Source organism: Microbacterium schleiferi, from assembly GCF_015565955.1.
Classification (GTDB): domain Bacteria; phylum Actinomycetota; class Actinomycetes; order Actinomycetales; family Microbacteriaceae; genus Microbacterium; species Microbacterium schleiferi_A.
In genome coordinates this window covers 1,637,125-1,663,249 of sequence record NZ_CP064760.1, presented here as the reverse complement: position 1 = coordinate 1,663,249, position 26,125 = coordinate 1,637,125, and the positions used below count along the sequence as shown (strand labels likewise).

Here is a 26,125-nt window from a genome sequence, read left to right as displayed (position 1 = left end):
GGTCAGTGGCCCACCTCTCTGAGGAGAGAGGCGGTGCCGGATGTCGGTTTCGATGCGGGTCATGGGCGCGGGGGATGGCTACAAGTACCTGCTGCGCACCGTGGCGTCCGCCGACGGCGAGCGGTCGCTGTCGACGTCGCTAACCCGCTACTACGCCGAGCAGGGCACCCCGCCCGGTCGCTGGATAGGCAGCGGTCTGACGGCGATCGGGAACGGCGAGATCCACGAGGGCGCGCAGGTTTCCGAGGCGCAGCTTCAGCTCTTGCTCGGCTTGGGCCTCGACCCAGTGACGGGCGATCCGCTGGGTAAGTCATACCCGGTGTTCCCGAGCGTCGAGGATCGGATCGCAGCGCGGCTCGCCCGGCTCGACCCGACGCTGGGCGCGGCAAAGCGCGCCGAGGCGGTCATCGTGATCGAAGCGGAGGAAGCGGCCCGCACATCGCGGCGGGCGGTCGCGGGATATGACTTCACGTTCTCGCTGCCGAAGTCCGCTTCCGTGCTGTGGGGTGTTGCGGACGCGGCGACCCAAGCGCGCATCGCCGAGGCGCACCACGCTGCGGTTGCAGAGGTGGTTGCGTTCATGGAGTGGGAGCTTGCGGCCACGCGCTCGGGCGCAACCTCGCGCGACGGCGCGGTTGCACAGGCCGAGGTGATGGGGCTGATCGCAACCGCGTTCGATCATTTCGACTCGCGGGCGGGGGATCCGCAGTTGCACACGCATGTCGTGGTGAGCAACAAGGTGCGCACCCTGTTCGACGGCAAGTGGCGGTCGCTGGATGGCCGGCCACTGCACGCGGCGACCGTGGCGCTGAGCGAGCTGCACAACGCGGTCTTCGCCGACCATCTCACCCGTGCGCTCGGCGTCGGCTGGGAGAGGCGGGACCGCGGGGCCGATCGCAACCCGGTGTGGTCGGTCGTCACGGTGCCGGAGGGACTGGTCGCAGAGTTCTCGTCCCGGTCGCGGCACATCGACGTTGAGAAGGACAGCCTGATCGCCGAGTACGAGGCCACGCACGGGCACGCGCCCTCGCGGGAGACGATCATCCGGCTGCGGCAGCAGGCGACGCTGGCGACCCGGCCCGACAAGGAAGTCCGCCCGCTCGCCGACCTCACCCAGGAGTGGCGCACTCGCGCGAGCCGCGTGCTCGGCCGGGACGCGACCGAATGGGCACGGGGAGCCGTGGCAGTCGAGCCCGTGGAGCTGCTGCGGGCGGAGGACGTGCCGGTGGAGCGGATTGCTCGGCTCGGCGCGGCGGTGGTCGCAGCGGTCGCGGAGAAGCGCACGACGTGGAGCCACTGGAACCTCTACGCCGAAGCCGCGCGGCAGACGATGGGCTGGCGGTTCGCCGCCACGGAGGATCGCGAGGCGATCACTGGCATGATCGTCGATGCCGCGGAGCAGGCGTCCATCCGGCTCACCCCGCCCGAGCTGGCCTCCAGTCCCGTTGCGTTCCAGCGCACGGACGGGACGAGCGTGTTCCGCCCGCGCAACGCCGCCCGCTACAGCGGTGCCGCGGTGCTCGCTGCCGAGGACCGGCTACTTGCACGCTCCCGCGAGCAGGTTGCGCCGTTCCTGGCGGATGCAACCATCGCGCACGCGCTGCAACCCCAGCGGGGCCGCGCGCTCGGCGACGACCAGCGCGCCGCACTCGCAGCGATTGCGTCGTCAGGCCGGATGCTCGACCTGCTCGTCGGCCCCGCGGGGGCGGGCAAGACCACCGCGCTGCGCGCGTTGCGTCGCGCATGGGAGGCCGAGCACGGGCACGGCTCGGTCGTCGGCCTGGCACCGTCCGCGGTCGCGGCCGAGGTGCTGGCCGGTGACCTGGGCATCCCGACGGAGAACACCGCGAAGTGGTGGCAGACCTACCGCGACCACGGCATGGGATTCGCCGCCGGGCAGCTCGTGATCGTGGACGAGGCATCGCTCGGCGGGACGCTTGCCCTCGACCGGCTCGTGCGCGTCGCGGCCGACGCCGGGGCGAAGGTGCTGCTCGTGGGCGACCCCGCCCAGCTCCAGTCCGTCGATGCCGGGGGAGCGTTCGGGATGCTCGTCGCTGACCGTGAGGACGTGCCCGAGCTGACCGACGTGCGCCGCATCGCCGCGGCATGGGAGAAGGATGCCACGCTCGACCTGCGCAACGGTCGTGTCGAGGCCATCGACACCTACCAAGCGCACGGCCGCATCCGCGCGGGCGAAGCCGAGCGCATGGCCGACGCCGCCTACGCCGCATGGCAGCGCGACCGGGGAGCAGGGCTGGCGAGCATCCTCATCGCCGAGTCGAGCACGATGGTCACCACCCTGAACCAGCGCGCCCGCGCCGACCTCATACTGGCCAAGGTGGTCGACGCACGCGCCGAGGTACGGCTGCACGACGGCACCGAGGCATCCATTGGGGACGCGATCATCACCCGCCGCAACGACCGCGCGCTGCGCGCCGGGCGCGGATGGGTGCGCAACGGCAGCCGGTGGACGGTCACCGCCATCGGCGGCGACGGGTCGCTGCGGGTGCGGCCCGCCAGGCGGCGCTGGGGCGCGACGCTGCGACTCCCCGCGGGGTACGTCGCCGAGCATGTCGAACTCGGCTACGCCGTCACCGCGTACCGGGCGCAAGGGGTCACCGTCGACACCGGGCACACGCTCATCGAGCCCGGCGCAACGCGCGAGAACTTCTACGTAGCCATGACCCGCGGAAGGCTCGGGAACACCGCCTACGTCTCGATCAACCGTCCCGACGACGACCACATCCATCCGCCGACCCAGGACACCAAGGCGGTCGCGGCCCGCAAGGTGCTCGCTGGGGTGCTCCAGCACGTTGGAGCGGAACTCTCCGCCCGCCAGATGATCGCCGCCGAGCAGGACGCCTGGTGCTCGGTCGGCCAGCTCGCCGCCGAGTACGAGACCATTGCCGCCGCCGCACAGCAACCACGTTGGGAAGCCCTCGTGCGCGCGACCCGACTCACCGAGGCCGAAGCCGACGCCGCCATTGGATCGACCGCGTTCGGTGTGCTCGGTGCCGAGCTGCGTCGCGCCGAGGCGGACGGGTACGACACGGAGCGCCTGCTGCGCGCGCTCGTCGCTTCGCGCCCGCTCGACGACGCGGGCGACGTGGCCGCGGTGCTCCACGAACGGGTGATCCGTGCCCTCGGCCGAGCGGACGGTGCCGGGCGCGTGCGCCAGGCCGCCGTACCTATCGCCGGACTCATCACCCCGGCTCTCGGCACGATGGACGACGACATGCGCGCCGCGCTCCGCGAACGCGCCGTACTCATCGAGCAGCGCGCCGCTGCACTTGTCTCCGAAGCGGTTGGGGCGTCCGACGCATGGGCCGCGGAACTCGGCCCAGAGCCCGCCGATCCGCAGCTTGCCGCGATCTGGCGACGCGAGGCGCGCACCGTCGCGGCCTACCGAGACACCTACGGCATCACCGAGACCAGCGCGGTCGGAGTCATCGGCGACGACGTGCGGCAGCGCACAGACGCCGCGCGAGCATGCGCCGCGATCCTACGCGCACAACAGCTCGCGGCACGCGCAGCAGAACCGGCGTCCACGGTCAGCGCAGTCGCGGTATCCGCGCCGCGCCTGTAGCTGCTCTTCCGTGTGTCCGAGGTCAGGCGTACCCTGGTTGACGGGGTAGTAGCCACGATTTCTAGGTCGCTTGCGACGGTCCCCTCGGGACGCTCACCACATGATCTACCTCCTCGGCGGAGCTACGCACCCTCTCAGGAGGCGGACATCATGCTCCGACTGCTCTGGAATCTCAGCATCCGGGTTCGGCTGTTCCTGCGGACGTACATGCCGACGAACATCCTGCTCAACGCGCTGCGGACGCGGCGCGGATTGAAGTGGGGCGTGCCCGCCATGCTCATCGCCGCGCCGTACCTGCTCGGCGCGTGGCTCCTGACCGTCTGGATCGCCGACGGCGGGCCGGGCTGGCTGAACCTGCTCGTGCTGCTCTTCATCTGGAACGCACTGAAGTTCCTCGTCAACGGGCCGATCACGATGATCGTCCTGATCCGGGCGCGCGTCGCCGAGCGGCGTGACCGTCGACTCGCCGAGCGTGAGTCGACGGGTTACGCAATCAGCGAGGACGCCCCGCTGCTCATCTCGTCGCGCGCCTGACACGCTCGCGGTACCGGAACCAGCGCAGCATCTTTGCGTGCCGTTCGACGTCGCATGCGGCTGGCTGTGTCTGAGGTGCCCGCTAGTCTTCAGACACGCAGAAAGGCGGGTGCGATGAAGCTGAAGTCATTCCACGTCAGGTTGTTCCGCAACATCATCGACTCGGGGGAGATCCCGGTGGATTCGGTGACAGCCCTGGTCGGCAAGAACGAGTCGGGTAAGTCTGCGATCCTTCAGGCGCTCCATCACCTCAACCCCGCCAAGCCGTCGTTCGCGCTCGATCTGCTCGACGAGTACCCGCGGTGGCTGAAGAAGGAGCACGAGATCACCGGCGAGATCAACAGCGCCGTCCCGGTCACGGCCACATTCGAGCTTTCCCACGACGAGGTCGCTGAACTCGAAGCCGGCTTCGGCGCCGGGGTGCTGTCCGACCGCCACGTGACCGTGTCGCGTAGCTACGCCAAGCCAAAGACCCTCACCATCGAAGCCCACATCGAGCAGGCCGCATTCGTCGCCCCGTTCATCGCCGGGCTCTCCGAACGGCTGGGAAAGGCCATTGGCAGCCCGACCACCACGACCGAAGTCTCCACGGCGCTCGACAAGGTTGCCGCCGGCACCAATACAGACGGCGAGCCGACCGCCGTAGCGAAGGACGCGGCCGCGGCGAAAGAGACGCTGTCCGAAAAGCTGGGCGGAGCGGCGAATCTGACGACCGCAGTCCAGGCCTTTGTCCGCGAGCGCATTCCCCGCACTTTCTACTTCAGCTCCTACTCGTCGCTGCGGGGCCGCTACAACCTCGATGAGGTCTTCAGCGCACTGAATGATCCCGACGCCGAAGAGGAACTGGCCGCCGCGGCCGACTTCCTCCGGCTGGCGCGTGCAGTGCCAGAGACCTTGCAGGATTGGGACTTCGAGAAGTCGAACGCCGAGTTGGAGGCCGCGTCCAGTCTGCTGACCCGCCGTGTCAAGGAGCACTGGAAGCAGAACGATCACCTTAAACTTGCGGTCCGCATCGAGGATCAGGTCGAAACCGACCCACGGACGGCAGCGCCGGTCATTAAGCGGTATCTCCAGTTTCGAGTCGAGGACTCGCGGCACGACTTCAGCAGCCGCCTGGACCGCCGCTCCACTGGCTTCCAGTGGTTTGTGTCGTTCCTCGCGTCGTTCCTCGAGTTCGAGAAGGACAAGAATCTCATCCTGTTGCTGGACGAGCCGGGTCTCTCGTTGCATGCACGCGCGCAGATCGACCTTCTGAACACGATCGAGTCCCGGCTCGCCACCGACCGTCAGGTGCTCTATTCGACGCACTCGCCGTTCCTCGTCCAGACGCCGCGCCTCAATCAGGTCCGCATCGTGGAGGATCAGGGGCCCGATCTCGGCTCAGCGGTCATTCCCGATGCCGGAGTCGTCAAGGACCCGGACACGCTGTTCCCGCTCCAGGCCGCGCTTGGCTACGACATCGCGCACAACCTATTCATCGGCAACCGGAACATCCTCATCGAGGGCGTGTCCGACTTCATCTACCTCAGCACCATCTCGGATCACCTCTCGTCTCTCGGTCGCGCTTCCATTCCCGAGTCCGCTCGTCTGCTCCCCGCTGGCGGTGCAACCAACATCCCCACCTTCCTTGCGTTGCTCGGAGGGCAGCTCGATGTGGTCGTGCTCTTGGACGGCAGCTCCGACAAGCAGAAGATCGAGAACACGATCAAGCGCGGGCGGCTCGATGCGGCGAGGGTCATCAGCCTCGACAACTATGCGACCCCGCCGACGCCTGACATCGAGGATCTTTTTGAGCCCGGCGAGTACCTCGCGTTCTATAACGAGGCATACGGCGTTAGCCTCAAGCTCTCCGACCTGTCCGGCAAGGACCGGATCGTCGCGCGGATCACGCGCAAGATCGGCAAGGAGTTCAACCACGGCCACGTCGCCGCGGTGTTCCTGCGCAACCTCGACCGGTCAATCCAGGGACTCTCCGTGGCGACGCTCGAACGATTCGAGCAGGTTATCGAGGCGCTCGTGAGGGCGCTGCCTGCCGAGTAGTCAGCTCAGCGCACACTTCCTTCAGCGATGCTCCACGCGGTGCCATGCCTGCTCGGCGTGCGGCGAGCGAGCGCCTGGACAACCGAAGAGGAGAGACCGGGATGGCTGATGCTGCTCATGTTACTGCTCATCGAAGTGCGCTGAAGTCCTCGCGTCCGGGGCCGGGTGAGCTGCTCTGCTTGCCCGCGCGCGTCGTATGTGCCTTCGCGGCGTAGGCATCGAGTCACTCTATGGCGTCAATGTATAGCGAGGAACCAGTGTCGAAGCGGGCATCCGCGCTGTCCGAAAACCTGTCCGTTTTACTCCCCGTAGCCGTCCGTAAACGTCCAGAGGTACACTGAGCCCCAGACGGCAACTGCCGCCTGGGGCTCAGTGAATTGCTGGGCTCAGAGACCGGAAGTGTGGCTCTGAGGGCCTCCCGGAATCAGACCCCGAAGTACAGCTCGTACTCGAAGGGGTGAGGACGTGCGTTCATCGGCTGGATCTCGTTCTCGAACTTGTAGTCGATCCAGGTCTCGATGAGCTCAGGCGTGAACACGTTGCCGCGCAGCAGGAACTCGTGGTCGGCGCGCAGGGCGTCGAGCGAGTCCAGCAGCGAGTTCGGGACCTGCGGGATGAGCTTGGCCTCCTCGGGGGCAGCTCGTACAGGTCCTTGTCGACGGGCTCGTGCGGCTCGATGCGGTTGAGGATGCCGTCGATGCCAGCCATAAGCTGTGCCGCGAAAGCGAGGTAGGGGTTACCCGACGAGTCGGGAGCGCGGAACTCGAGGCGCTTGGCCTTCGGGTTCGACCCCGTGATCGGGATGCGGACGGCTGCCGAACGGTTACCGGCCGAGTACACCAGGTTGACCGGGGCCTCGTAGCCCTTGACCAGACGCTTGTAGGAGTTCAGCGTCGGGTTGGTGAACGCGAGCACCGCGGGGGCGTGAGCGAGCAGGCCACCGATGTACCACCGGGCCGTGTCGGAGAGCTGGGCGTAGCCGGCCTCGTCGTAGAAGAGGGGCTTGCCCTCGAGCCACAGCGACTGGTGGGTGTGCATACCCGATCCGTTGTCGCCGAAGAGCGGCTTCGGCATGAAGGTCGCAACCTTGCCCCACTGCTCGGCCACGTTCTTGACGATGTACTTGAACTTCAAGATGTCGTCGGCGGCGTGAACCATCGTGTCGAACTTGTAGTTGATCTCCTGCTGACCGCCGGTACCCACCTCGTGGTGAGCGCGCTCGAGCTCCAGTCCCGACTCGATGAGTCGGAGCGAGATGTCGTCACGGAGGTCAGCCGTCTTGTCGACGGGGGAGACGGGGAAGTATCCGCCCTTGTACGGGGTCTTGTTGCCGAGGTTGCCGCCCTCTTCTTCGCGGCCGGAGTTCCACGCGCCCTCGGAGGAGTCCACGGAGTAGAAGCTCGAGTTCTGCTTCACCTCGTAACGCACGTCGTCGAAGATGTAGAACTCTGCTTCGGGGGCGAAGAACGCCGTGTCGGCGATGCCGGTGGACGCGAGGAACTTCTCGGCCTTCTTCGCGACCTGGCGCGGGTCCTTGTGGTAAATCTCGCCGGTACGCGGGTTGTAGATGTCGAACACCATGATCAGCGTCTTGGCGTCGCGGAACGGGTCGAGGTACGCCGTGGTGACATCCGGGATGAGCTGCATGTCCGACTCGTGGATGTTCGCGAAGCCGCGGATCGAGGATCCGTCGAACAACTGGCCGACGGTGAAGAAGTCCTCGTCGACGGTGGATGCCGGAATGTTGAAGTGCTGCTGCACACCGGGGAGGTCCGTGAAACGGATGTCGAGGAACTTGACGTCCTCGTCCTTGATGAACTTCAGCACCTCGGATGAATCTTTGAACATGAAGACTCCAGAGGTAGGGCGTGGTGATACCCGTGTCGGGTTTCCCAAAACGCTAGTCCGCAGGGATTGCCCTGCCGTGTCCCTATTGTTTCGGGCATGTTACGAGGCTGCCAAACCGGCACGCCCAGATAGGCTTTTTCAGTGACCTCAACTGCCCAGGAGTACCCCGGTGAACGCCTCGGATTGCCGGAGTCTGGTCCCGGATCGATCGGGCGGCTCGGCCGCCGCGTGGGTGCGCTGTTCGTCGACTACGGCGCCGCGTACCTGATCTCGGGGTTCTTCGGGTGGGACCCGCTTGCCATTCTCGGCATCTTCGCCCTCATCCAAATCGCGTTCCTGCCGACGCTGCAGGGCAGTCCCGGGCACCGGATCTTCGGTTTGACGCTGCAGCGCGTCGACGGTGGCTGGGTGGGACTGTGGCGGCCCGTGCTGCGCACGCTCTTGCTGATCGTCGTGATTCCTGCCGTCATTTGGGATCCCGACCAACGGGGGCTGCACGACAAGGCCGCGGGGACGGTTCTGCTTCGCAGCCGCTGAGACGGAGCGCCGCCCCACGCAGACGATGAACTGCGGGAGGCCGAGAGCTAACGCGGGCGGGGAGCGCGCACCTTCGTCGGGTCGATGCCCTTCGGGATGGGAAGGGACGTCAGCGACTGCGACACCGAGTCGACACGCTTGATGACGGCGGCCATTGTGGCTCGGTCGATCTTCTTCGGGATCTTCTTGATCGTGGCTGACAGCTGGGAGATCGGCACATCCTCGTCACCGTGCCCGACATAGAGCACCGTGAGCGGGACGCCGGATGCGACGCGCTGCACCTTCTGACGTTCGTCGTTGACCAGCCGGGTCAGACGTCCGCGTGAGCCCTCGCCGATGATCACGACGCCGCCGCGGCCGATCACCCGGTAGACGGCTTCCTGCGTCTTGGGGTTGACCCCGACGGGGTTCTCGTTGGCCTGCCACGAGCGTCCGAGAGAGGTGGAGATGACGTGGCCGGTCGCCCCGGGCACACCGTCGATGCGCTTGTACATCGCGCGTGTCGACAACCGGGTCGTGACGGTGAGTCCTATCAGAATGCCGAAGAGGAGCCCCGTAACGCCCCACAGGATGACACTCCAGACAGCGACCGGCGGGATGAGGAATCCGAGACCGACGCCCAGCGCGGTGCCCGCGAGCACGATACCCACGAGCAGCCACGGGAGGCCGCGGTAGGTCTGCTGAGTGAACGTGTAGAGGGTACGAAGCTGGGAGAAGAAGCCGGGCCGCTTCTCCGGCGAGGACGCGCGTGCTGCCATCCCTCCAGCGTACCTGGGCGCGGCGCGCTGTATGCGTCCCCGCATCCGCTGGCGGGCTGCCGAGTCTCCTCCCCAACAGAATCGTGGGCGCGCGCATCCCCGGATCGGTGGGGCATGGCGTTCGGAGTGCAAGCGCGTGTCCAGGCTGAGGGCATGAGCGATGCCATGGCCGGGTGGACGGATGATCCGTTCATGATCGCCTTCACACCCCTGCGCCGCGTGACGGCGCGAGAGTCGCCGTATGCCGGCACGCTCGTTCGCAGTCCGGCGGGCGTTCACCTGCTGATCGATCCGGAGCAGGTGCCCTCTGGCGAGCTGTTCTGGACGCCGCAGGACGATACCCATGTACTCCGAGCGATCGACGTCGTTCACATGGGGAATGCCCGGGCTGATGCCGCGACCGGAGCGCTGGTAGAGGCGTGCCGCGAGCCGCTCGAAACGTACCTCGATATCCGGGACGGCCTGCGGGCGCCGGTCACCGCCTCCGAGTGCGCCACCATCATGATCAGCCTCCTGCGCGGGGCGAACGAACTCCGCGCCGCAGCACGCAAGGATGTCGGAGGCGTGTGGTGGCTATCGGCGACAGCCAGGCCCGTCTTCGCTCTCCTGGCGGATGCGGAACCGGCGCGGGAGAGCGCGTGCCGCATTCTGGACCGCCTCCCGCTGGAAGATCCCCGAGCGGGCGCCGTGCGCGATGCCATCAGTGCCGTGCTGCGGGCCGACGATCTGCGGGCGGGGGCATCGACGCGTGCGAACGCGCCGTGTTCGAGTGGGCCGAGCCCGGACCGCTGCGTCCGTCATCAGAGGCGCCGCCCCTCGTGCGGCCCCCTGCGGCTCCCGCGCCCGCCGACATGCTGCGCCGTGCGGAACCCGTCGTCTCGGTGCCGGACGAGCCCGGGGTTTTCGATCGACTCGTCCGCGGCGGGGATGGAGGATGGCAGGAGACGCTCGCCGACGTGGCAGCCTCAGCGCGCGGGGCGTGGCGTTCGGTGCGGCGCTCGTCCGGAGCGGATCGCCCCGTTCGACGCGGCCGGCTTGTGCTCGCCGCTGTCGGCGTCGGCGCTGCGTTGGCTATCGCTGTCACTCTCTTCGCTCCCGATGCAGAGAGTCGGCCCGTGGACAGCGAGCCCACTGCCACTGCGACACCGGCACTGCCTGCGGGCGCCACGCCGATGACGTCACCAGGCACCCTCGCCGGCGACGATGTGCTGGACCTGCCGCGCGCGGCAGGTGTGATCATGGACGCCGTATCGACCTGTGCCGGTGACGCTGCCTGCGTGCAGACAATCGCCGAGCGACCGGACCTGGCGCCCGCAGCGGGAGCTGCAACGGCGCCCGCCGCGGTGCGGACTCTGCACCTCGTGGACGACTACGGCGACGTGGCAGTCATTCGTGCCGAGGCAGACGGCTACCCACAGCAGCTCGTCGTGATCGCCCGTCATGACGACAAATGGCTGTTGCGGGAGGTTCTCGACCTCACGCAACAGCCATCGTCGTAGTTCTGGGTGCTTCTCCGGGACTGAAGCCGCTCAGATGCCCAGGTCGCCGCCGAAGTCCGCCTCTTCCAGACGGGACTTCACGGCCCCCAGGAAGCGAGCGGCATCCGCACCGTCGATGATCCGGTGGTCGTACGACAGCGCCAGGTAGACGTAGGAGCGAACGGAGATCGCATCCTTCCCATCGACCTGCACCACGCCAGGCCGCTTGACGACCGTGCCGGTGCCGAGGATGGCCGACTGCGGCAGGAAGACGACCGGCGTGTCGAACAGGGCGCCACGCGAGCCGGTGTTCGTGAGGGTGAAGGTGCCGCCGGCGAGCTCGTCGGGCTTGAGCTTGTTGTCCCGCGTGCGTGCCGCGAGGTCAGCGATCTCGTGAGCGATCTGCGCGAGGTTCTTGCTCGCCGCATCCCGCAGCACAGGGGTCAGCAGCCCGCGCTCGGTGTCGACGGCGATCGACAGGTTCTCGGTGGCCGGGTAGACGATCGAGCCGTCGTCGACGGTCGCGTTGATCACGGGGTAGGTCTGCAGAGCCTCGGCAGCCGCCAGCGCGAAGAACGGGAGGAACGACAGCTTGTCGCCCGTCTTCTTCTGGAAGTCGCCCTTCACCGCGTCGCGGAAGGCCGCGACCTTGGTGATGTCGACCTCCACCACGGTGGTCAGCTGCGCGGTGGACTGCATCGACGCGACGGCCCGCTCGGAGAGAACCTTGCGCAGACGCGACATCGGCTTCGTCGTGCCGCGCAGGTCGGAGACCTCCCGAGCTGCGCGCGCGGGCGCTTCGCTCGTCGGTGCCGGCTCGGTGGCCGACTCGGCAGCGGCCACGACGTCCTCCTTGCGGATGCGTCCCCCCACGCCGGTTCCCGTGACGGTCGAGAGATCGACGCCCTTCTCCTGTGCGAGCTTTCGAACAAGAGGGGTCACGTAGGTCTTGCCGTCGCCGTCCGCGTCGGACGCGGACTCTGTCGCCGCCGCTTCGGTCACCTCGGATGAGGTCGCGGGCGTCTGCGCCGTCTGGCTCGGCTCGGGCTGTGCCGCGGGCTTCTCGGGCTCTGCTGCGGGCTTCTCGGGCTCGGGCGCGCTCTGCTGCGGTGCGGGCTCCGGTTCTGCCTTCTCGGGCTCGGGAGCTGCCTCGGGAGCCGGCTGCGGCGCAGCCCCGTCGCCGATCCGGGCAAGGGTCGCGCCGACTGAGACGGTCTCGTCCTCCTGGACGAGGATCTCCTGCACTGTGCCGGCGACAGGGGAGGGGATCTCGGTGTCGACCTTGTCGGTGGAAATCTCCAGCAGCGGTTCGTCGACCTCGACGGTGTCACCCACGGCCTTGAGCCAGCGGGTCACCGTGCCCTCCGTCACGCTCTCGCCGAGCTCGGGCAGGACGACATCCTTACCCTCGCCCGAGGGCGCGGCCGCGGGCGCCTGCGCGGGCGCTTCGGCTGCGGGCTCTTCGGCGGGCTCCGGCTCCGGAGCCTGCTCCTGCGGGGCTTGCTCGGCGGGAGCCTCCTGGGCGGGGGCATCCGAGGACGGTGCGGACGAGCCGTCACCGATCTTGGCGAGGATGGCGCCGACCTCAACGGTCTCGTCCTCGTCAACGAGGATCTCCTCGATCACGCCCGACACGGGGGAAGGAATCTCGGTGTCGACCTTGTCGGTCGAGATCTCGAGAAGACCTTCATCGGCCTGAACCGTGTCGCCGACCTTCTTGAGCCAGCGGGTCACCGTCCCCTCAGTCACACTCTCGCCGAGTGCGGGGAGGACCACGGAAGTGCTCATGTGTTTGTCTCCTTCAGCATGCCGATGTCGTTTCCAGCTTAGTGATTCTGAAGCGGCGGTCGTCAGACCGCGTGCAGGGGTTTGCCCGAGAGCAGCAGGAGCGCTTCACCGAGCGCCTCACTCTGTGTCGGATGAGCGTGGATCAGGGGCGCGACATCCTCGGGATGTGCGTCCCATCCCACGAGCAGCTGCCCCTCGGTGATGAGCTCCCCGACGCGGTCCCCGACGAGGTGGACGCCGAGTACGGGACCGTCGCGACGGCGCACGACCCGTGCGAACCCCGATGTCCCGAGGATCTCGCTCTTGGCGTTTGCCGCCAGCGGGATCTCAGCCGTCTGGACGGCATACTCACCGAATCGCTCGATCGCTGCCGCCGTCGTGAGCCCGACGGAGGCGACTTCGGGACTGGAGTAGGCCACCCGCGGCACGGTGGCGTCATCGAGTGGGGCCACGGAGAGGCCGCTGATCCGTTCTGCCACCGCGATGCCGTGGGCGAACCCGCGATGGGCCAGCTGTGGTCCTCGGACGATGTCACCGACTGCCCACACGTGTGGCGCGCTCGTGCGCAGGTCAGCGTCCGTGGCGACGAAGCCGTCATGCAGCTCCACGCCGGCGTCCTCACATCCGAGCCCGTCGGTGGCCGGCACCCGACCTGCCGCAACCAGAACATAGTCGGCGCTGATCGTCGAGCCATCCGACAGGCTCACCGCGACGCCGTCTGCGCCGGCCTCGACACCGGTGCAGGAGATCCCGAACGTCGCCGTGATTCCGCGCTTGCGGAACGCACGAAGAAGAGCCGCGCTGCTGGCCTCGTCTTCGGCGGGAAGGAGACGCGCCAGTGGTTCGACGATCGTGACCTCCGCGCCGAACGATCGCCAGATGCTGGCGAACTCGACACCGATCACGCCGCCACCGAGAATGACGACCGACGACGGCACCTCGTCGAGTTCCAGCGCGGTGTCGCTGCTCAGGACACGTCCGCCGAGGGGCACGCTGGGAAGCTCGCGGGTCCGTCCGCCGGTGGCGAGGACGATGTCGGACGCCGATAGAATGCGATCGCCGACGCGGACCCGGCGATCGGGCTCGAGGTAGCCATCGCCGGTAACCGTCACGACCCCGCGTGAGGCGAGAAGACCCGTGAGGCCCGCGTGCTTCTTGGTGACGATTCGGCGCCGGTAGTCGTGAACGGCGGCCATGTCGATCGCCTCAAGACTCGCCGTGACCCCGTGCTTCGCGGCACTGCGGACGACATCCGCGACTTCACCGGAATGCAGCAGCGCCTTCGTCGGGACGCACCCGCGGTGCAGGCACGTCCCGCCGACCTGGTCGCGTTCGACGAGAGCAACAGTCCGGCCGAGTTCCCGGGCACGCAGCGCTGCCGCGTAGCCGCCGGAGCCGCCACCGAGGATCACGATGTCGAAGGCATCGTTGCTCATCGATCGGCCTCACTGAGCACGAACTCGATGAGGCTCCGGGTCGTCGCAGCGGTGGGCCCCTTGTCGGTGAACCCGAACGGTGCCCCCTTGTTCATGCCCACGCCGGCGATATCGAGGTGAACCCACGGGATGCGTGCGCTGGCGCCGTCCTCGTCGCCCCGCGTTCCGACGAAGTGGCGGAGGAACAGACCGGCAAAGAGTGATCCGCCGGCCGGGTCGCCGACCTTCGCGTTACGCAGATCGGCGATGGGCGAATCCAAGTCGTCGATCATGTGGTCGGGCAGTGGCATCTGCCACGCGAGCTCGCCGACGCGATCGGCGGCGGCAAGATATCGGGACACGGCGTCATCCTCACCCATCACGCCCGCGTGGCGGGTTCCGAGTGCCGTCGTGATGGCGCCCGTGAGGGTTGCGACGTCGACGATGAGGTCGGGGTGCTCGCGACTGGCGGCGACGAGCCCGTCGGCGAGAACCAATCGACCCTCGGCATCCGTGTTCAGGACTTCGACAGTCGTGCCATCAGCGATGCGGAGCACATCGCCGGGGCGCGTCGCTGTGCCCGACGGCATGTTCTCGGCAAGACAGAGCCACGCCGACACTCGCACCGGCGCGCCGAGCTCGGCCACCGCCCGCAGCACAGCCAAAACCGTGGCGGCACCGCACATGTCGTACTTCATGTCGACCATCCCGGCAGCGGGCTTCAAGGAAAGCCCACCGGAGTCGAAGGTGATGCCCTTGCCGACGAGCGCCACGTGGCGGGTTGCGCCGTCGGGAGCGTACTCGGCCCGCACGAGCCGCGGGGGCCGCGCCGAACCTCGCCCGACCCCGAGAATGCCGCCGAAGCCGTCCGTGGCCAGGTCGTTCTCGTCCCAGACACGCACCGTCGACGGTAGGTCCCGCAGCAGCTCGCTTGCGGTCTGCGCCATGTCGTCCGGGCCGAGTGGGTCAGCCGGTGCCGTCACGAGATCTTTCACGAGCGCGACGGCCTCGATGGTGGCACGAACGCGTGCCTGCTCATCGGCGGAAACGGGTGCGGCGGCGTGGACGATGACGCGCGTGGCCCGCGGCTTGGGGCGTTCCTTCTTGAAGGTCGCGAAGCTGTAGCCGCCGAGCCCGGCACCCTCAGCGGCGGCGAGGGCAGCGTCGCCGGTGGCGTGGAAGGGCGTCGCGATCGCGACGGATCCGAATCCGGTCAGTGTGCGGCATCCGACTCCGACGGCGTGGCGAACGGATGCCGCGTCGCGGCCGGCTCCGCTGCCCACCACCGCGACGGGCGTGGCGAAAAGCTGCGGAGCAGCGACGCGCGCATAGGTCCCTGGAGCTCCGGTGAAGCCGATCGACTCGAGAGTCTCGCGCAGGCCGGGGAGGGACGTCCAGTCGTCGTCGGTGGTTGTGGAGACGAGGGGATGACGATCACCACCGCCTCTGCGTCGTGCTCGGTAACCGGGGTTTCGCTGAATTCGACGACAGGACAGGCCATGCACTCATCCTAGGTCGGGGCTTGTTCGCTCTGAGCGGCACGCGACAGGGCGGTGGCGTCGACCACGCACCTAGCATGGAGGCATGACCCTGTCGGTACCCGTCTATCACCGCGTCGCGAGCGCCCCGCCGGTGCCCGCGGGATTGCCGCTCGTCATCGCGCTCACCGGATTCACAGACGCCGGTTCCGCGGTGAGCAGAGTTGTCTCGTATGTCCGGGAGGACCTCGAGCCGACGCCGATCGCCGTCTTCGAGAACGACATTCTGCTCGATTACCGCGCGCGTCGTCCGGTGATCTCGTTCGAACACGATCACCTCACCGACTATCGCCCGCCGCGACTCGAGCTCTCCCTCGTGCACGACGCACTGGGTCAGCCGTTTCTCACGCTCACCGGCTACGAACCGGACTTCGCGTGGGACACCTTTACGGCTGCGGTGCTCGAGCTCGCTGCCGATCTCGAGGCATCGAGTGTGACGTGGGTGCACGCCATCCCGATGCCGGTGCCGCACACGCGCCCCCTGGGCACGACCGTGAGCGGCACGCGGACGGAGCTGACGACTGCTCACTCGGTGTGGCAGCCCGAGACGCAGGTTCCGGCAACGGTCGGCCACCTGCTGGAGTACCGGTTCGCCGAGACCGCTGCGGATGTCGCGGGCTTCGTGCTTCTCGTGCCGCACTATCTCGCCGACACGCAGTACCCGGCCGCGGCGCTTGCCGCCCTCGACAGCGTCACGGTCGCGACGGGTCTTGTCTTCGCGGGCGATGAGCTTCGGGAAGAGAACCGCGAGTACCTCGAGAAAGTCCAGGAACAAGTCGGCGGTAGCGACGAACTGCAGCGCATGATCGAAACTCTCGAGGAGCGCTACGACGCTTACATGGCTGGCGCCACAAACGCGACGCCGATCATTCACACGGGCGACCTTCCGACCGCCGACGAGATCGCTGCCGAGCTGGAGCGCTACCTCGCCACCCGCCCCGCCGGGGACGACGACAAGGGCTGAGCGCCGCGGCGGCTGTGCACGCAGTTTTCTCGGCCCGTTCGTGGGCTTCGGTCGCGTTGACCTGCGCGTCGATACCTGTGTCGGCGCGCGTCTGAAGGGCGCGGTCCGCGAGCCGACCGCGGCTGCCTCGCGGAATACACGACGGCTCTCGCTCGTTCTCATGAGTACGACGTTCGCGTCGGCCGGGGGAGTGGGCCAGGAATCGCGGACGGAGTATGAGACAATGGTGGTTCGACCCATTGTCAACCGCAGCCGTCACACGCCGCGGGACTTGACAAGGGTCTTACTAGCGTCCGAAACCAACAGCGCGGCAACAAGATCGCCGTGCGCTGAGAGGCGAAACGTGACCGCAAGCACGACATCCACCCGCACGCGCGCCAAGAAGGCAGCCGCGGACGACGTGGCCCCCGAGATCGAGCGTGACGACGACGTCGCGACGACTCCGGCCAGCAAGCGTCCCGCCGCCAAGAAGCGTAGCGGTGCAGCGGCGGGTAAGGCTAGCCCGAAGAAGGCGGCCAAGAAGGGCTCGGACGACGAGTCGGCCGACATCGATGATGACGTCGAGCTCGACGAGGCCGACGACGACAGCACGGATGACGAGTCGGCTGGTTCGGCATCCTCGGATGACTCGTCCGACGCGCCGGCTGCCAAGGACTCATCCGACGGTGACGACGACGCGGACGATGACGACAAGCCCGACAAGCCCGTCTTCAGCGAGCCGCTTCCCAGTGGCGCCATCGTCATCACGTCCAACGACGAGGACGACGTCCCGATCTACTCCACGCAGATCACGGGGGCGACAGCTGACCCGGTCAAGGACTACCTGAAGCAGATCGGTAAGGTCCCGCTGCTGAACGCGGCCGAAGAGGTCGAGCTCGCGATGCGGATCGAGGCGGGTCTGTTCGCCGAAGAGAAGCTCGCGAACATGACGCCCGCGGAGAAGACAAGCCAGCTCGGGCTGGATCTGCAGTGGATCGCGCGCGATGGTCAGCGTGCCAAGAGTCACCTGCTCGGCGCGAACCTACGCCTGGTCGTTTCGCTGGCAAAGCGCTATACGGGTCGCGGGATGCAGTTCCTCGATCTGATTCAGGAGGGGAACCTCGGCCTCATCCGTGCCGTCGAGAAGTTCGACTACACGAAGGGCTTCAAGTTCTCGACCTATGCGACGTGGTGGATCCGTCAGGCGATCACCCGCGCGATGGCCGACCAGGCGCGCACCATCCGTATCCCGGTGCACATGGTCGAGGTCATCAACAAGCTCGCCCGCGTGCAGCGACAGATGCTGCAGGACCTCGGTCGCGAGCCCACGCCCGAAGAACTCAGCCGCGAACTGGACATGACCCCCGAGAAGGTCATCGAGGTGCAGAAGTACGGTCGCGAGCCCATCTCGCTGCACACGCCGCTCGGTGAAGACGGTGACAGCGAGTTCGGTGATCTCATCGAAGACACCGAGGCTGTCGTTCCGGCCGATGCTGTCGGCTTCACGATGCTGCAGCGTCAGCTCGAGTCGCTGCTCGACTCCCTGTCGGAGCGTGAAGCGGGCGTCATTCGCATGCGGTTCGGCCTCGGCGACGGTCAGCCCAAGACGCTCGACCAGATCGGCGACACGTTCGGCGTGACCCGCGAGCGGATCCGCCAGATCGAGTCCAAGACGATGGCCAAGCTCCGCCACCCGTCGCGGTCGCAGTCGCTGCGGGACTATCTGGAATGACCGGCGTCGCCAACGAGGGAAAAGCGCTCGACGTCGACATCGACGGCGCGCGCTATCGTCGGATCCCGATCCGCACGCGGGTCGTGATGCCCGGCGATGACCTGGATGACGTCATCCGTGAGTACGCCCTCGAGCACACGGTCGCCGGCGACACCCTCTTCGTCACCGAGAAGATCGTTGCGATCACGCAAGGGCGCTCCTACGCCGTCGCCGACATCACACCGAGAAGGCTCGCCCGGTTCCTGTCGCGCTACGTCACCCGCACCCCCTACGGGATCGGTCTCGGCATGCCCGAGACGATGGAGATGGCGCTTCGCGAATGCGGAACGCCGCGCATCCTTTTCGCTGCAGCAGTCTCGGCAGTGACGAAGGCATTCGGCCGCTCGGGGACTTCTACCGGATCGCCGGTGACCGTGCGCGAGCGATCGACGGACCGACCAGTGGCACGATCCCGCCCTACAACAGCGCTGTCGTGCTTGGCCCCGAGCGTCCACGCGAGGTAGCTGCCCACCTGAAGACGTTGCTGCCGACGGGCGTGGAAGTGGCCGTCGTCGACATCAACGACCTCGGCGGCAACATCCTGGGATCGACGCTGTCGAAGGCCGACGAGAAGACCCTGCTCGCCGTGCTGCGCGATAACCCGCTGGGCCAGGGACACCAGTCCACGCCGCTGGGGATCGTTCGCGCGGTCTAGGAGGGTGTCAGAAGCCGATCGCGGCGCGGTACCGGGGTTTGTGCCCGGTACGGATGCCGGTCACGCTCGGTTTGTTCTCATAGACGCCGGCAGCCCAGTTCCCCTCCACGAGGACGGGACCGGTGGGAGTCACGACGACATCCCACCCGACATAGCGCACCGTTGGAACGACACGCGCGACCTCGTCAATGAAGGCCTTCACCTCATCGAGCATCGGCAGCGTGAAATCGGAGATGCGCTCGCCCGTGTCGGGGTGGACCTCGTGCACGTTGCCGTGGGAGTCGTACCCCGGGCCGACAGCGCGCCCGTCGTCGTCGAGCATCGAATAGAAACCGCCGAAGCTCATCTGATCGCTGACGGCTCCGCGCCCGAACTTCTGCGCGACAGCGAGGATGTGGGTTCGGTCACCGTCGAAGAACGTTGTCACACGCGTCGTGTTGACGGTTCCGGGGCAGTACGCAGCCAGATCCGGATGCTGGACGATGACCTCCTCGGCGAGAAGTTCGCCGCGGTCAAGAAGTCCGCCGTGGAATGCACTCCAGTCGGTCACGGCGTCCGCCCGGTATCGGTGCACGCCCGAGCCCGCCTGCCCGATCGGCTCTTTCACAATGATCGTGCCGTGCCGCTCGACGAAGCTCCGGAGCTCATCTGCGTTCTCGGGAGTTATCGTCATCCACTCGCGACGCAGGAATTTCTCGAACGTCCGGTTGAAAGCGAGCTTGTCGTGAAACAGGCCGCGATGGCGGGGGTCGTCGTAGCGCTGTGACAGCTCGTTCGACACCGGATGCGTCATATAGGTCGCGCGCTCGTCGCGATTCAGGATGGCGAAATCGTAGTCGACGTAGTCCTGGAAGCCGACCTGACGTACGCCGGCGGACCAGAGCATGTCGGCGAGCACGACGGGAGTCCAGCGGCTATGTTCCCGGGACGTCTCGCGAGCCCGCTGCCACAGCGACCCAACATCGATCCGTCGTGCGCGCGCGGCGCGGTAGTGCATCCGCGTCCGCGGATCAAGCGAAGCCATTCAGGTGGTGCTGAGGTCAGTCGATGCCGCGTTCACTCAGCGGTGAGGCGGTGGGTCTCGTCGTGCCAGCTCGTGGCGACCTCGCGCAGCTTCTCTTCGTAGCGGCGGCCGTGGTGAGCGCAGAACAACAGCTCACTCCCGTTGACCTCAGCGGCAATATAAGCCTGAGCGCCGCACGAGTCGCAGCGGTCGGCGGCGGAAAGACGGCTCTCGATGACGTCGATCTCTGCGGGGGAAAGGGTAGCCATGGTCATGCCTCCTCGGTACGTCACTCCTGGCGGTGTCATGACATACAACCACGGGGATGTTTCAGGTATGCCGCTCTGAGGTGACATTTCGCTGAGCGCGTACGGCCATGTGCAATGCCGCGTGGCTCCGGGGCGATCATGAGGGCGCCGCGTAGTCTGAACGATTGTGACCTCCGAGTACTCCGCCCATCATCTCCAGGTGCTGGAGGGCCTCGAAGCCGTCCGCAAGCGTCCCGGGATGTACATCGGGTCCACGGATTCGCGCGGTCTGATGCACTGCCTCTGGGAGATCATCGACAACTCCGTCGATGAGGCTCTGGGGGCCACGGATCGACCATCGAGATCGTGCTGTACGCCGACGGCAGCGTCGAGGTGCGTGACCGGGCTCGCGGCATCCCGGTCGACATCGAACCGCGCACCGGGCTGTCGGGCGTCGAGGTCGTGTTCACGAAGCTGCACGCCGGCGGAAAGTTCGGCTCGGGCTCATACAGTTCGTCCGGCGGTCTTCACGGTGTCGGCGCATCCGTCGTCAACGCCCTCTCCGAGAGACTGGATGTCGAGGTCGACCGCGGCGGCAAGACCTGGGCCATGTCCTTCCACCGGGGCGAGCCGGGGGAGTTCGCGGGGCCCACGCCCGATGCCACATTCACCCCGTTCGAGAAGAGCTCGAGCCTGCGCGTCGCGGGGAAAGTAGCCAAGGGCGTCACCGGGACGCGGATCCGCTACTGGGCCGACCGTCAGATTTTCACGCGCGACGCCGCGTTCTCGCTCGATGAGCTGCAGCAGCGCGCCCGGCAGACCGCGTTTCTGGTGCCGGGCCTCACGATCACGATCTCCGATGAGCGCGATCCCGCGACACCGGTCACGACCGAGTACCGCTTCGACGGCGGGATCTCCGAGTTCGCGGAGTTCCTCGCGCCGGACGCCGCCGTCACCGACACCTGGCGGCTTCAGGGAACCGGGACCTTCACGGAGACTGTGCCGGTCTTGCAGGCATCCGGCACCATGGTTCCGACCGAGCTCGAGAGATCATGCGAGGTCGATGTCGCGGTGCGCTGGGGGACCGGCTACGAGACCACCCTGCGATCGTTCGTGAACATCATCGCGACGCCCAAGGGTGGCACCCACCAGCAGGGCTTCGAAGCGGGCCTCATGAAGGTCATCCGTGCCCAGGTCGAGCAGAACGCCCGCCGTCTGAAGGTGGGCAACGACAAGCTCGACAAGGATGACATCATGGCCGGTCTGACCGTGGTGCTCACGGTGCGGCTTCCCGAACCTCAGTTCGAGGGCCAGACCAAAGAAGTGCTCGGGACCCCGGCGGTGCGCCAGATCGTTTCGACTGTCGTTGCGCGCGAACTGTCGGCCCGGTTCGCTTCGACCAAGCGCGACGACAAGGCGCAGACATCCCAGCTGCTCGAAAAGGTCGTCGCCGAGATGAAGGCTCGCATCTCGGCACGCGCCCACAAGGAGACACAGCGACGCAAGAACGCGCTGGAATCCTCATCGCTTCCGGCAAAACTCGTGGACTGCCGCTCGAACGACGTCGCCGATTCGGAGCTGTTCATCGTCGAGGGCGATTCGGCCCTGGGTACCGCCAAGCTCGCGCGCAACAGCGAGTACCAGGCGCTGCTGCCGATCCGCGGGAAGATTCTGAACGTCCAGAAGGCCTCGATCAGCGACATGCTCTCCAACGCGGAGTGCGCATCGATCATCCAGGTCATCGGCTCCGGTTCGGGCCGCTCCTTCGACATCAGCACGGCTCGCTACGGCAAGGTCATCCTCATGAGCGACGCCGACGTCGACGGCGCCCACATCCGCACCCTTCTTCTCACCCTCTTCTTCCGCTATATGCGCCCGCTGATCGAGGAGGGGCGCGTCTTCGCCGCCGTCCCGCCGCTGCACCGCGTGGTCGTGAAGCACCCGGGGTCCAAGCCCAACGAGACGATCTACACGTACAGCGAGGCGGAGCTCCACGCACTGCTGAACCGCCTCACGAAGGCGGGGCGCACCTGGCAGGAGCCCATCCAGCGCTACAAGGGCCTCGGCGAGATGGATGCCGAACAGCTGGCAACCACCACGATGGATCGAGCGGGACGTACGCTGCGGCGCGTCCGGGTGCAGGATGCCGAATCAGCGGCCTCCGTCTTCGAACTGCTCATGGGCAACGACGTTGCCCCGCGCCGCGAGTTCTTGATCGAGTCGTCAGACCGGCTTGCTCGCGAGCGCATCGACGCCTAGCGCAGTCCGCGGCGCCCCGATCGGGTCGGAGGAGCCCGACGCGGGCCCCCCGACTCAGCTAGCGGACCACGGTGCCGATCGCCGCAACGCCGGCCTCGAGTGCCACGCCGGAGGCGTCGCGCTTCGCGCCCGCGGGTGGCAGAGCGCGCGACGCGCCGTCCTGCGCGACAGCTCGCGGTTCCGTGCCGGCCCACGCGAGTACCAGCCGATCCTCGCCCTTCAACAGGCGATGCGCGCGGACGCCACCCGTGGCGCGGCCCTTCGGCGGGAACTCGTCGAGCGACGAGACCTTGCCAGAACTCACATCCGTTCCCGCGAGCGCGCCGGCACTCCCCGCAGCCGTCACGACAACCGCCTCGGCCGCGTCTGCCCCGGGGATGACCGCGAACCCGATGACAGATGCGCCTGATCCGAGCCGGATGCCGGCCATGCCGCCAGCCGCGCGGCCCTGAGCTCGCACGGCGCTTGCCTCGAAACGCAGCAGCTGCGCATCATCGGTGATGAAGAGGAGCTCAGCGTCATCCGGAGCCAGCGCGCCGCCGACAACCGCATCGCCCGGCTTCACAGCGATGACCTCGATCTCGTCACGGGCTGCGATCTCGCTGGGCAAGACGCGCTTGACGACGCCCTGAGCCGTTCCCAGCGCGAGGGGCGTCGTCCCCTCCAGGGAGACAATCGCGACGACATGCTCGCCGCTGGTGAGGCCGAGATACTGGTCTGCTCGCGTTCCTGCTGCCAGCTGAACCGAGTTGCCGGGCACCGAGGGGAGATCGACCGGGGTGAACCGGACGAGCCTGCCCTGGGTCGTCAGGGCGCCGAGATGGCCGCGCGTGGTGGCGTCGGCGGTGCTGCGGATCGCGTCGTGCTTGGAGCGGCGGGTCGGGGTGACGATCCCCGCGTTCGGTGCCTCGGGGTCGATATCAGCGCGAACCATGCGCCCGGTTACCGACAGGAACACGCGGCACGGTGTGTCGGCGATCTGCAGGTCGACGGGCTTCTTGGAGGAGGATCGCGGCGCAACCGGTCCGCCGTTGAGCAGCAGCGTCCGTCGGGGTGTTCCGAAGGCTTCGGCGGCGGCATCCAGTTCGGTAGCGACCTGCGCACGGATCAGCTTGTCGCTCGCGAGCAGAGCCTCCAGCTCGGCGATCTCGGCCTTCAGAGCGTCACGCTCCTGCTCCAACTCGAGGCGCGAGAAGCGGGTGAGTCGACGCAGCCGAAGCTCGAGGATGTACTCGGCCTGCGGCTGCGAGAGATCGAACACGTCCATGAGGCGGGTGCGTGCCTGTTCGCCGTCATCCGAGGTGCGGATCACCTGGATGACTTCGTCGATGTCGACGATGGCGATCAGCAGACCCTCAACCAGATGCAGTCGCTCGCGCCGCTTGCCGAGGCGGTGGCGGCTTCGTCGCGTCACCACCTCGATGCGGTGGTCGACGTAGACCTCGAGCATCTCTTTGAGGCCGAGGGTCTGCGGCTGCCCCTCCACCAACGCGACGTTGTTGATGCCGAACGAGTCTTCGAGCGGGGTCAGACGGTACAACTGCTCCAGCACGGCATTGGGGTCGAAGCCGGTCTTGATGCCGATGACCAGCTGCAAGCCGCGGTGGCGGTCGGTGAGGTCGGTGACGTCGGCGATGCCCTGCAGCTTCTTGGAGGTGACGGCGTCCTTGATCTTCTCGATGACCCGTTCCGGTCCGACAAGATACGGGAGCTCGGTGACGACCAAGCCGGTGCGACGCGGTCCCAGCGACTCGACCGACACTTTTGCGCGGGTGCGGACAGAGCCGCGTCCCTTCGCGTAGGCATCCTTGACTCCGTCCAGGCCGACGATGATCCCGCCCGATGGGAAGTCGGGGCCGGGGACGAACTCCATCAGTTCCTCGACGGTCGCCTCGGGATGGTCGAGCAGGTGGACGGCCGCCGCCACGACCTCGATGAGGTTGTGCGGGGCCATGTTCGTGGCCATGCCGACCGCGATCCCCGACGCGCCGTTGACGAGGAGGTTCGGGAAGGCTGCCGGCAGCACTGCCGGCTGTTGGAACTGCCCGTCGTAGTTCGGGATGAAGTCCACGACGTCTTCGTCGAGGTTCTCAGTCAGCGCCAGCGCCGCGGCTGCCAGTCGAGCCTCGGTGTATCGCGGTGCAGCCGGTCCGTCATCCAGCGACCCGAAGTTGCCGTGTCCATCGACGAGGGGCACGCGCAGCGAGAAGGGTTGTGCCAGACGCACCAGCGCGTCGTAGATCGCCGCATCGCCGTGGGGGTGGAGCTTTCCCATGACTTCGCCGACGACACGCGAGCTCTTCACGTGTCCGCGGTCGGGACGAAGCCCCATGTCTGCCATCTGGAAGAGGATCCGGCGCTGCACCGGCTTCAGTCCGTCGCGAGCGTCGGGGAGAGCTCGCGAGTAGATCACCGAGTAGGCGTACTCGAGGAACGAGCCCTGCATCTCGGTTGCGACGTCAACGTCCTCGATCCGCTCGGCGACCTCAGCGGGCTGGGGGGGACGGGATGACGGCATGACAAAACCTCGAGTGCTCGGACGGACGCACCTCGGCCCCCGCGAAAGGGGCGCGTGGGAGACTGGCGTGGATGCCGATCACACTACCCGCGCACTCGCCGAGAACCCGGAGCCTCACCGAGGTCGTGCCGGAGATGTTCCGCTCACTGCAGGGGGAGGGCACGTGGTTGCGCCCGGCCCGCAGCGTTGTGCTCGTGATGCTCGACGGCGTGGGTGCCGCTCAGGTCCGAGCCCGCTCGGGGCATGCGCGATTTCTGGCGAGTCTCGCCGGCGCACGCGACATCGCGCGAACCACGTTTCCGTCGACGACCGCCAGCGCGCTCACCAGCCTGCTGACAGCGACCGATCCCGGGGAGCACGGGATGCTCGGCTATCGCATCCGCGTCCCCGACACCGGTCGGGTCGCCAACCTGCTGCACGGCTGGGAGGACGGCGAACTGCCGGAGGACTGGCAGAGGTCGAGCCCACTCACGCGCGCACAATCACAGCGGGCGCCGGTGTTCGTGCTCTCGAAGCCGGACTTCGCAACCACCGGCTTCACGCGTGCGACAACGGACGGCGCCGAGTTCATCGGCGTCTCTGACCTGGACGAGCGGATCGCCCGCGCCGGCGCCGTCGCGGCGCAGCACCCCGGAAGCTTCACCTATCTCTACGTTCCGGAACTCGATGGCATTGGTCACCGATCCGGCTGGGAATCGGGGGCGTGGACAGATCAACTCGAACGCGTGGATGCTGCCCTTCGCGACCTCGCCCGCGCCGCCCCGCAGGCTGGCGTGGTGATCACCGCCGATCACGGGATGATCGATGTGCCCGCCGGTCGCCACGTGCTCCTGGACGACGGTGACCCACGGCTCGAGGGTGTTGCCGACATCGCCGGCGAACCGCGGATGCTGCACCTGTACACCCAGCCGCAGGCGGCTGACGCGGTGGCAGGCGTATGGCGAGCGGCCGATGCCGATCGGGCGTGGGTCATGACCCGTGACGAAGCCGTTACCGCTGGCGTGTTCGGGAGCGTGAGCCCCGCTGTTGCGGCGCGGATCGGTGACGTCCTCGTGGCCGCGCGAGCTCGCGTCGCGTACTACGACAACCGTGTCGACGACCGGTCACCGCAGCGCATGGTCGGGCAACACGGTTCGCTCACCCTGGAAGAGTCGGTGGTACCGCTGCTTCGCGCCGGTGCGTACGCGGACTGAGCAGCCGCCGGTT

General features: G+C 67.3%; 15 protein-coding genes and 3 pseudogenes. 10 read left to right on the top strand and 8 right to left on the bottom strand.

Going from position 1 to position 26,125, the window contains the following annotated elements:
* The first annotated feature begins 40 nt into the window (after window positions 1–40).
* The 3 genes from mobF to IT882_RS07945 all read left to right on the top strand — a co-directional run bounded on the left by mobF (window position 41) and on the right by IT882_RS07945 (window position 6,160).
* Window positions 41–3,586 carry a MobF family relaxase gene (gene mobF, locus IT882_RS07955; protein WP_229381990.1) on the top strand — a complete coding sequence of 1,182 codons (3,546 nt, stop codon included), beginning with the start codon at window positions 41–43 and terminating at the stop codon, window positions 3,584–3,586.
* A gap of 150 nt (window positions 3,587–3,736) precedes the next feature.
* Window positions 3,737–4,120 (top strand): sulfate permease, encoded by a 384-nt coding sequence (locus IT882_RS07950; protein WP_195691465.1) that lies wholly within the window; start codon window positions 3,737–3,739, stop codon window positions 4,118–4,120.
* A 114-nt stretch (window positions 4,121–4,234) separates the two neighbouring features.
* Window positions 4,235–6,160: an AAA family ATPase gene (locus tag IT882_RS07945; protein WP_195691464.1), complete on the top strand. Its 1,926-nt coding sequence runs from the start codon at window positions 4,235–4,237 to the stop codon at window positions 6,158–6,160.
* 424 nt (window positions 6,161–6,584) lie between these two features.
* Here IT882_RS07945 and glnA read toward each other — a convergent pair.
* Window positions 6,585–8,008 (bottom strand): annotated as a pseudogene (gene glnA / locus IT882_RS07940) (type I glutamate--ammonia ligase).
* A gap of 141 nt (window positions 8,009–8,149) precedes the next feature.
* On the opposite strand from glnA, the gene IT882_RS07935 reads away from it, so the two are divergent.
* Window positions 8,150–8,545, top strand: a complete 396-nt coding sequence (locus tag IT882_RS07935) for an RDD family protein (protein ID WP_195691463.1) — start codon at window positions 8,150–8,152, stop codon at window positions 8,543–8,545.
* A gap of 47 nt (window positions 8,546–8,592) precedes the next feature.
* Here IT882_RS07935 and IT882_RS07930 read toward each other — a convergent pair whose 3' ends face one another.
* The gene (locus IT882_RS07930; RefSeq protein ID WP_195691462.1) at window positions 8,593–9,303 is read right to left on the bottom strand and encodes a DUF4191 domain-containing protein; all 711 of its coding nucleotides are present in this window, start codon (window positions 9,301–9,303) and stop codon (window positions 8,593–8,595) included.
* Between the two features lie 761 nt (window positions 9,304–10,064).
* On the opposite strand from IT882_RS07930, the gene IT882_RS07925 reads away from it, so the two are divergent.
* Window positions 10,065–10,802: a hypothetical protein gene (locus IT882_RS07925; RefSeq protein ID WP_195691461.1), complete on the top strand. Its 738-nt coding sequence runs from the start codon at window positions 10,065–10,067 to the stop codon at window positions 10,800–10,802.
* A 30-nt stretch (window positions 10,803–10,832) separates the two neighbouring features.
* Here IT882_RS07925 and sucB read toward each other — a convergent pair whose 3' ends face one another.
* From sucB to IT882_RS07910, 3 genes are all read right to left on the bottom strand, one after another.
* A complete protein-coding gene (gene sucB, locus IT882_RS07920) occupies window positions 10,833–12,569 on the bottom strand; it encodes a 2-oxoglutarate dehydrogenase, E2 component, dihydrolipoamide succinyltransferase (RefSeq protein WP_195691460.1) in 1,737 nt (578 codons plus the stop codon).
* A 62-nt stretch (window positions 12,570–12,631) separates the two neighbouring features.
* Window positions 12,632–14,005: a dihydrolipoyl dehydrogenase gene (lpdA, locus tag IT882_RS07915; protein ID WP_195691459.1), complete on the bottom strand. Its 1,374-nt coding sequence runs from the start codon at window positions 14,003–14,005 to the stop codon at window positions 12,632–12,634.
* Window positions 14,002–15,489: a leucyl aminopeptidase gene (locus IT882_RS07910; RefSeq protein ID WP_324253939.1), complete on the bottom strand. Its 1,488-nt coding sequence runs from the start codon at window positions 15,487–15,489 to the stop codon at window positions 14,002–14,004. Before IT882_RS07910 ends, lpdA begins: the two co-directional genes overlap by 4 nt.
* A 79-nt stretch (window positions 15,490–15,568) precedes the next feature.
* Here IT882_RS07910 and IT882_RS07905 point away from each other — a divergent pair, with 79 nt between their 5' ends.
* The 3 genes and pseudogenes from IT882_RS07905 to IT882_RS07895 all read left to right on the top strand — a co-directional run bounded on the left by IT882_RS07905 (window position 15,569) and on the right by IT882_RS07895 (window position 18,891).
* Window positions 15,569–16,486, top strand: coding sequence for a proteasome assembly chaperone family protein (locus IT882_RS07905; RefSeq protein ID WP_195693934.1), 918 nt, complete (start codon window positions 15,569–15,571; stop codon window positions 16,484–16,486).
* A gap of 343 nt (window positions 16,487–16,829) precedes the next feature.
* On the top strand, window positions 16,830–18,197 hold the full coding sequence (locus IT882_RS07900; RefSeq protein WP_229382374.1) for an RNA polymerase sigma factor: 1,368 nt from the start codon (window positions 16,830–16,832) through the stop codon (window positions 18,195–18,197).
* Window positions 18,194–18,891: pseudogene (locus IT882_RS07895) on the top strand (coenzyme F420-0:L-glutamate ligase). The gene IT882_RS07900 and the pseudogene IT882_RS07895 overlap by 4 nt, the downstream one beginning before the upstream one ends.
* A gap of 7 nt (window positions 18,892–18,898) precedes the next feature.
* On the opposite strand, the gene IT882_RS07890 reads toward IT882_RS07895, so the two are convergent.
* Together IT882_RS07890 and IT882_RS07885 are read right to left on the bottom strand one after the other, a co-directional pair.
* On the bottom strand, window positions 18,899–19,915 hold the full coding sequence (locus tag IT882_RS07890; protein ID WP_195693932.1) for a sugar-transfer associated ATP-grasp domain-containing protein: 1,017 nt from the start codon (window positions 19,913–19,915) through the stop codon (window positions 18,899–18,901).
* A 32-nt stretch (window positions 19,916–19,947) separates the two neighbouring features.
* On the bottom strand, window positions 19,948–20,163 hold the full coding sequence (locus IT882_RS07885; protein ID WP_418887780.1) for a DUF7455 domain-containing protein: 216 nt from the start codon (window positions 20,161–20,163) through the stop codon (window positions 19,948–19,950).
* 166 nt (window positions 20,164–20,329) lie between these two features.
* Between IT882_RS07885 and IT882_RS07880 the strand changes: the two are divergent.
* Window positions 20,330–22,401, top strand: a pseudogene (locus IT882_RS07880) (DNA gyrase/topoisomerase IV subunit B).
* A 58-nt stretch (window positions 22,402–22,459) separates the two neighbouring features.
* Here the strand turns inward: IT882_RS07880 and IT882_RS07875 are convergent.
* Window positions 22,460–24,919 carry a DNA gyrase/topoisomerase IV subunit A gene (locus IT882_RS07875; RefSeq protein WP_195693928.1) on the bottom strand — a complete coding sequence of 820 codons (2,460 nt, stop codon included), beginning with the start codon at window positions 24,917–24,919 and terminating at the stop codon, window positions 22,460–22,462.
* A 71-nt stretch (window positions 24,920–24,990) separates the two neighbouring features.
* Between IT882_RS07875 and IT882_RS07870 the strand changes: the two genes are divergently transcribed.
* Window positions 24,991–26,112, top strand: a complete 1,122-nt coding sequence (locus tag IT882_RS07870) for an alkaline phosphatase family protein (protein WP_195693926.1) — start codon at window positions 24,991–24,993, stop codon at window positions 26,110–26,112.
* Window positions 26,113–26,125 lie beyond the last annotated feature (13 nt).

What these genes read in the sequence shown, in the direction of transcription:
- IT882_RS07870 (WP_195693926.1), top strand. Translation starts at nt 24,991, where the DNA reads ATGCCGATCACACTACCCGCGCACTCGCCGAGAACCCGGAGCCTCACC.
- lpdA (WP_195691459.1), bottom strand. Translation starts at nt 14,005, where the DNA reads ATGAGCAACGATGCCTTCGACATCGTGATCCTCGGTGGCGGCTCCGGC.
- IT882_RS07950 (WP_195691465.1), top strand. Translation starts at nt 3,737, where the DNA reads ATGCTCCGACTGCTCTGGAATCTCAGCATCCGGGTTCGGCTGTTCCTG.
- IT882_RS07905 (WP_195693934.1), top strand. Translation starts at nt 15,569, where the DNA reads ATGACCCTGTCGGTACCCGTCTATCACCGCGTCGCGAGCGCCCCGCCG.
- sucB (WP_195691460.1), bottom strand. Translation starts at nt 12,569, where the DNA reads ATGAGCACTTCCGTGGTCCTCCCCGCACTCGGCGAGAGTGTGACTGAG.
- IT882_RS07875 (WP_195693928.1), bottom strand. Translation starts at nt 24,919, where the DNA reads ATGCCGTCATCCCGTCCCCCCCAGCCCGCTGAGGTCGCCGAGCGGATC.
- IT882_RS07890 (WP_195693932.1), bottom strand. Translation starts at nt 19,915, where the DNA reads ATGGCTTCGCTTGATCCGCGGACGCGGATGCACTACCGCGCCGCGCGC.
- IT882_RS07885 (WP_418887780.1), bottom strand. Translation starts at nt 20,163, where the DNA reads ATGGCTACCCTTTCCCCCGCAGAGATCGACGTCATCGAGAGCCGTCTT.
- IT882_RS07930 (WP_195691462.1), bottom strand. Translation starts at nt 9,303, where the DNA reads ATGGCAGCACGCGCGTCCTCGCCGGAGAAGCGGCCCGGCTTCTTCTCC.
- IT882_RS07945 (WP_195691464.1), top strand. Translation starts at nt 4,235, where the DNA reads ATGAAGCTGAAGTCATTCCACGTCAGGTTGTTCCGCAACATCATCGAC.
- mobF (WP_229381990.1), top strand. Translation starts at nt 41, where the DNA reads ATGTCGGTTTCGATGCGGGTCATGGGCGCGGGGGATGGCTACAAGTAC.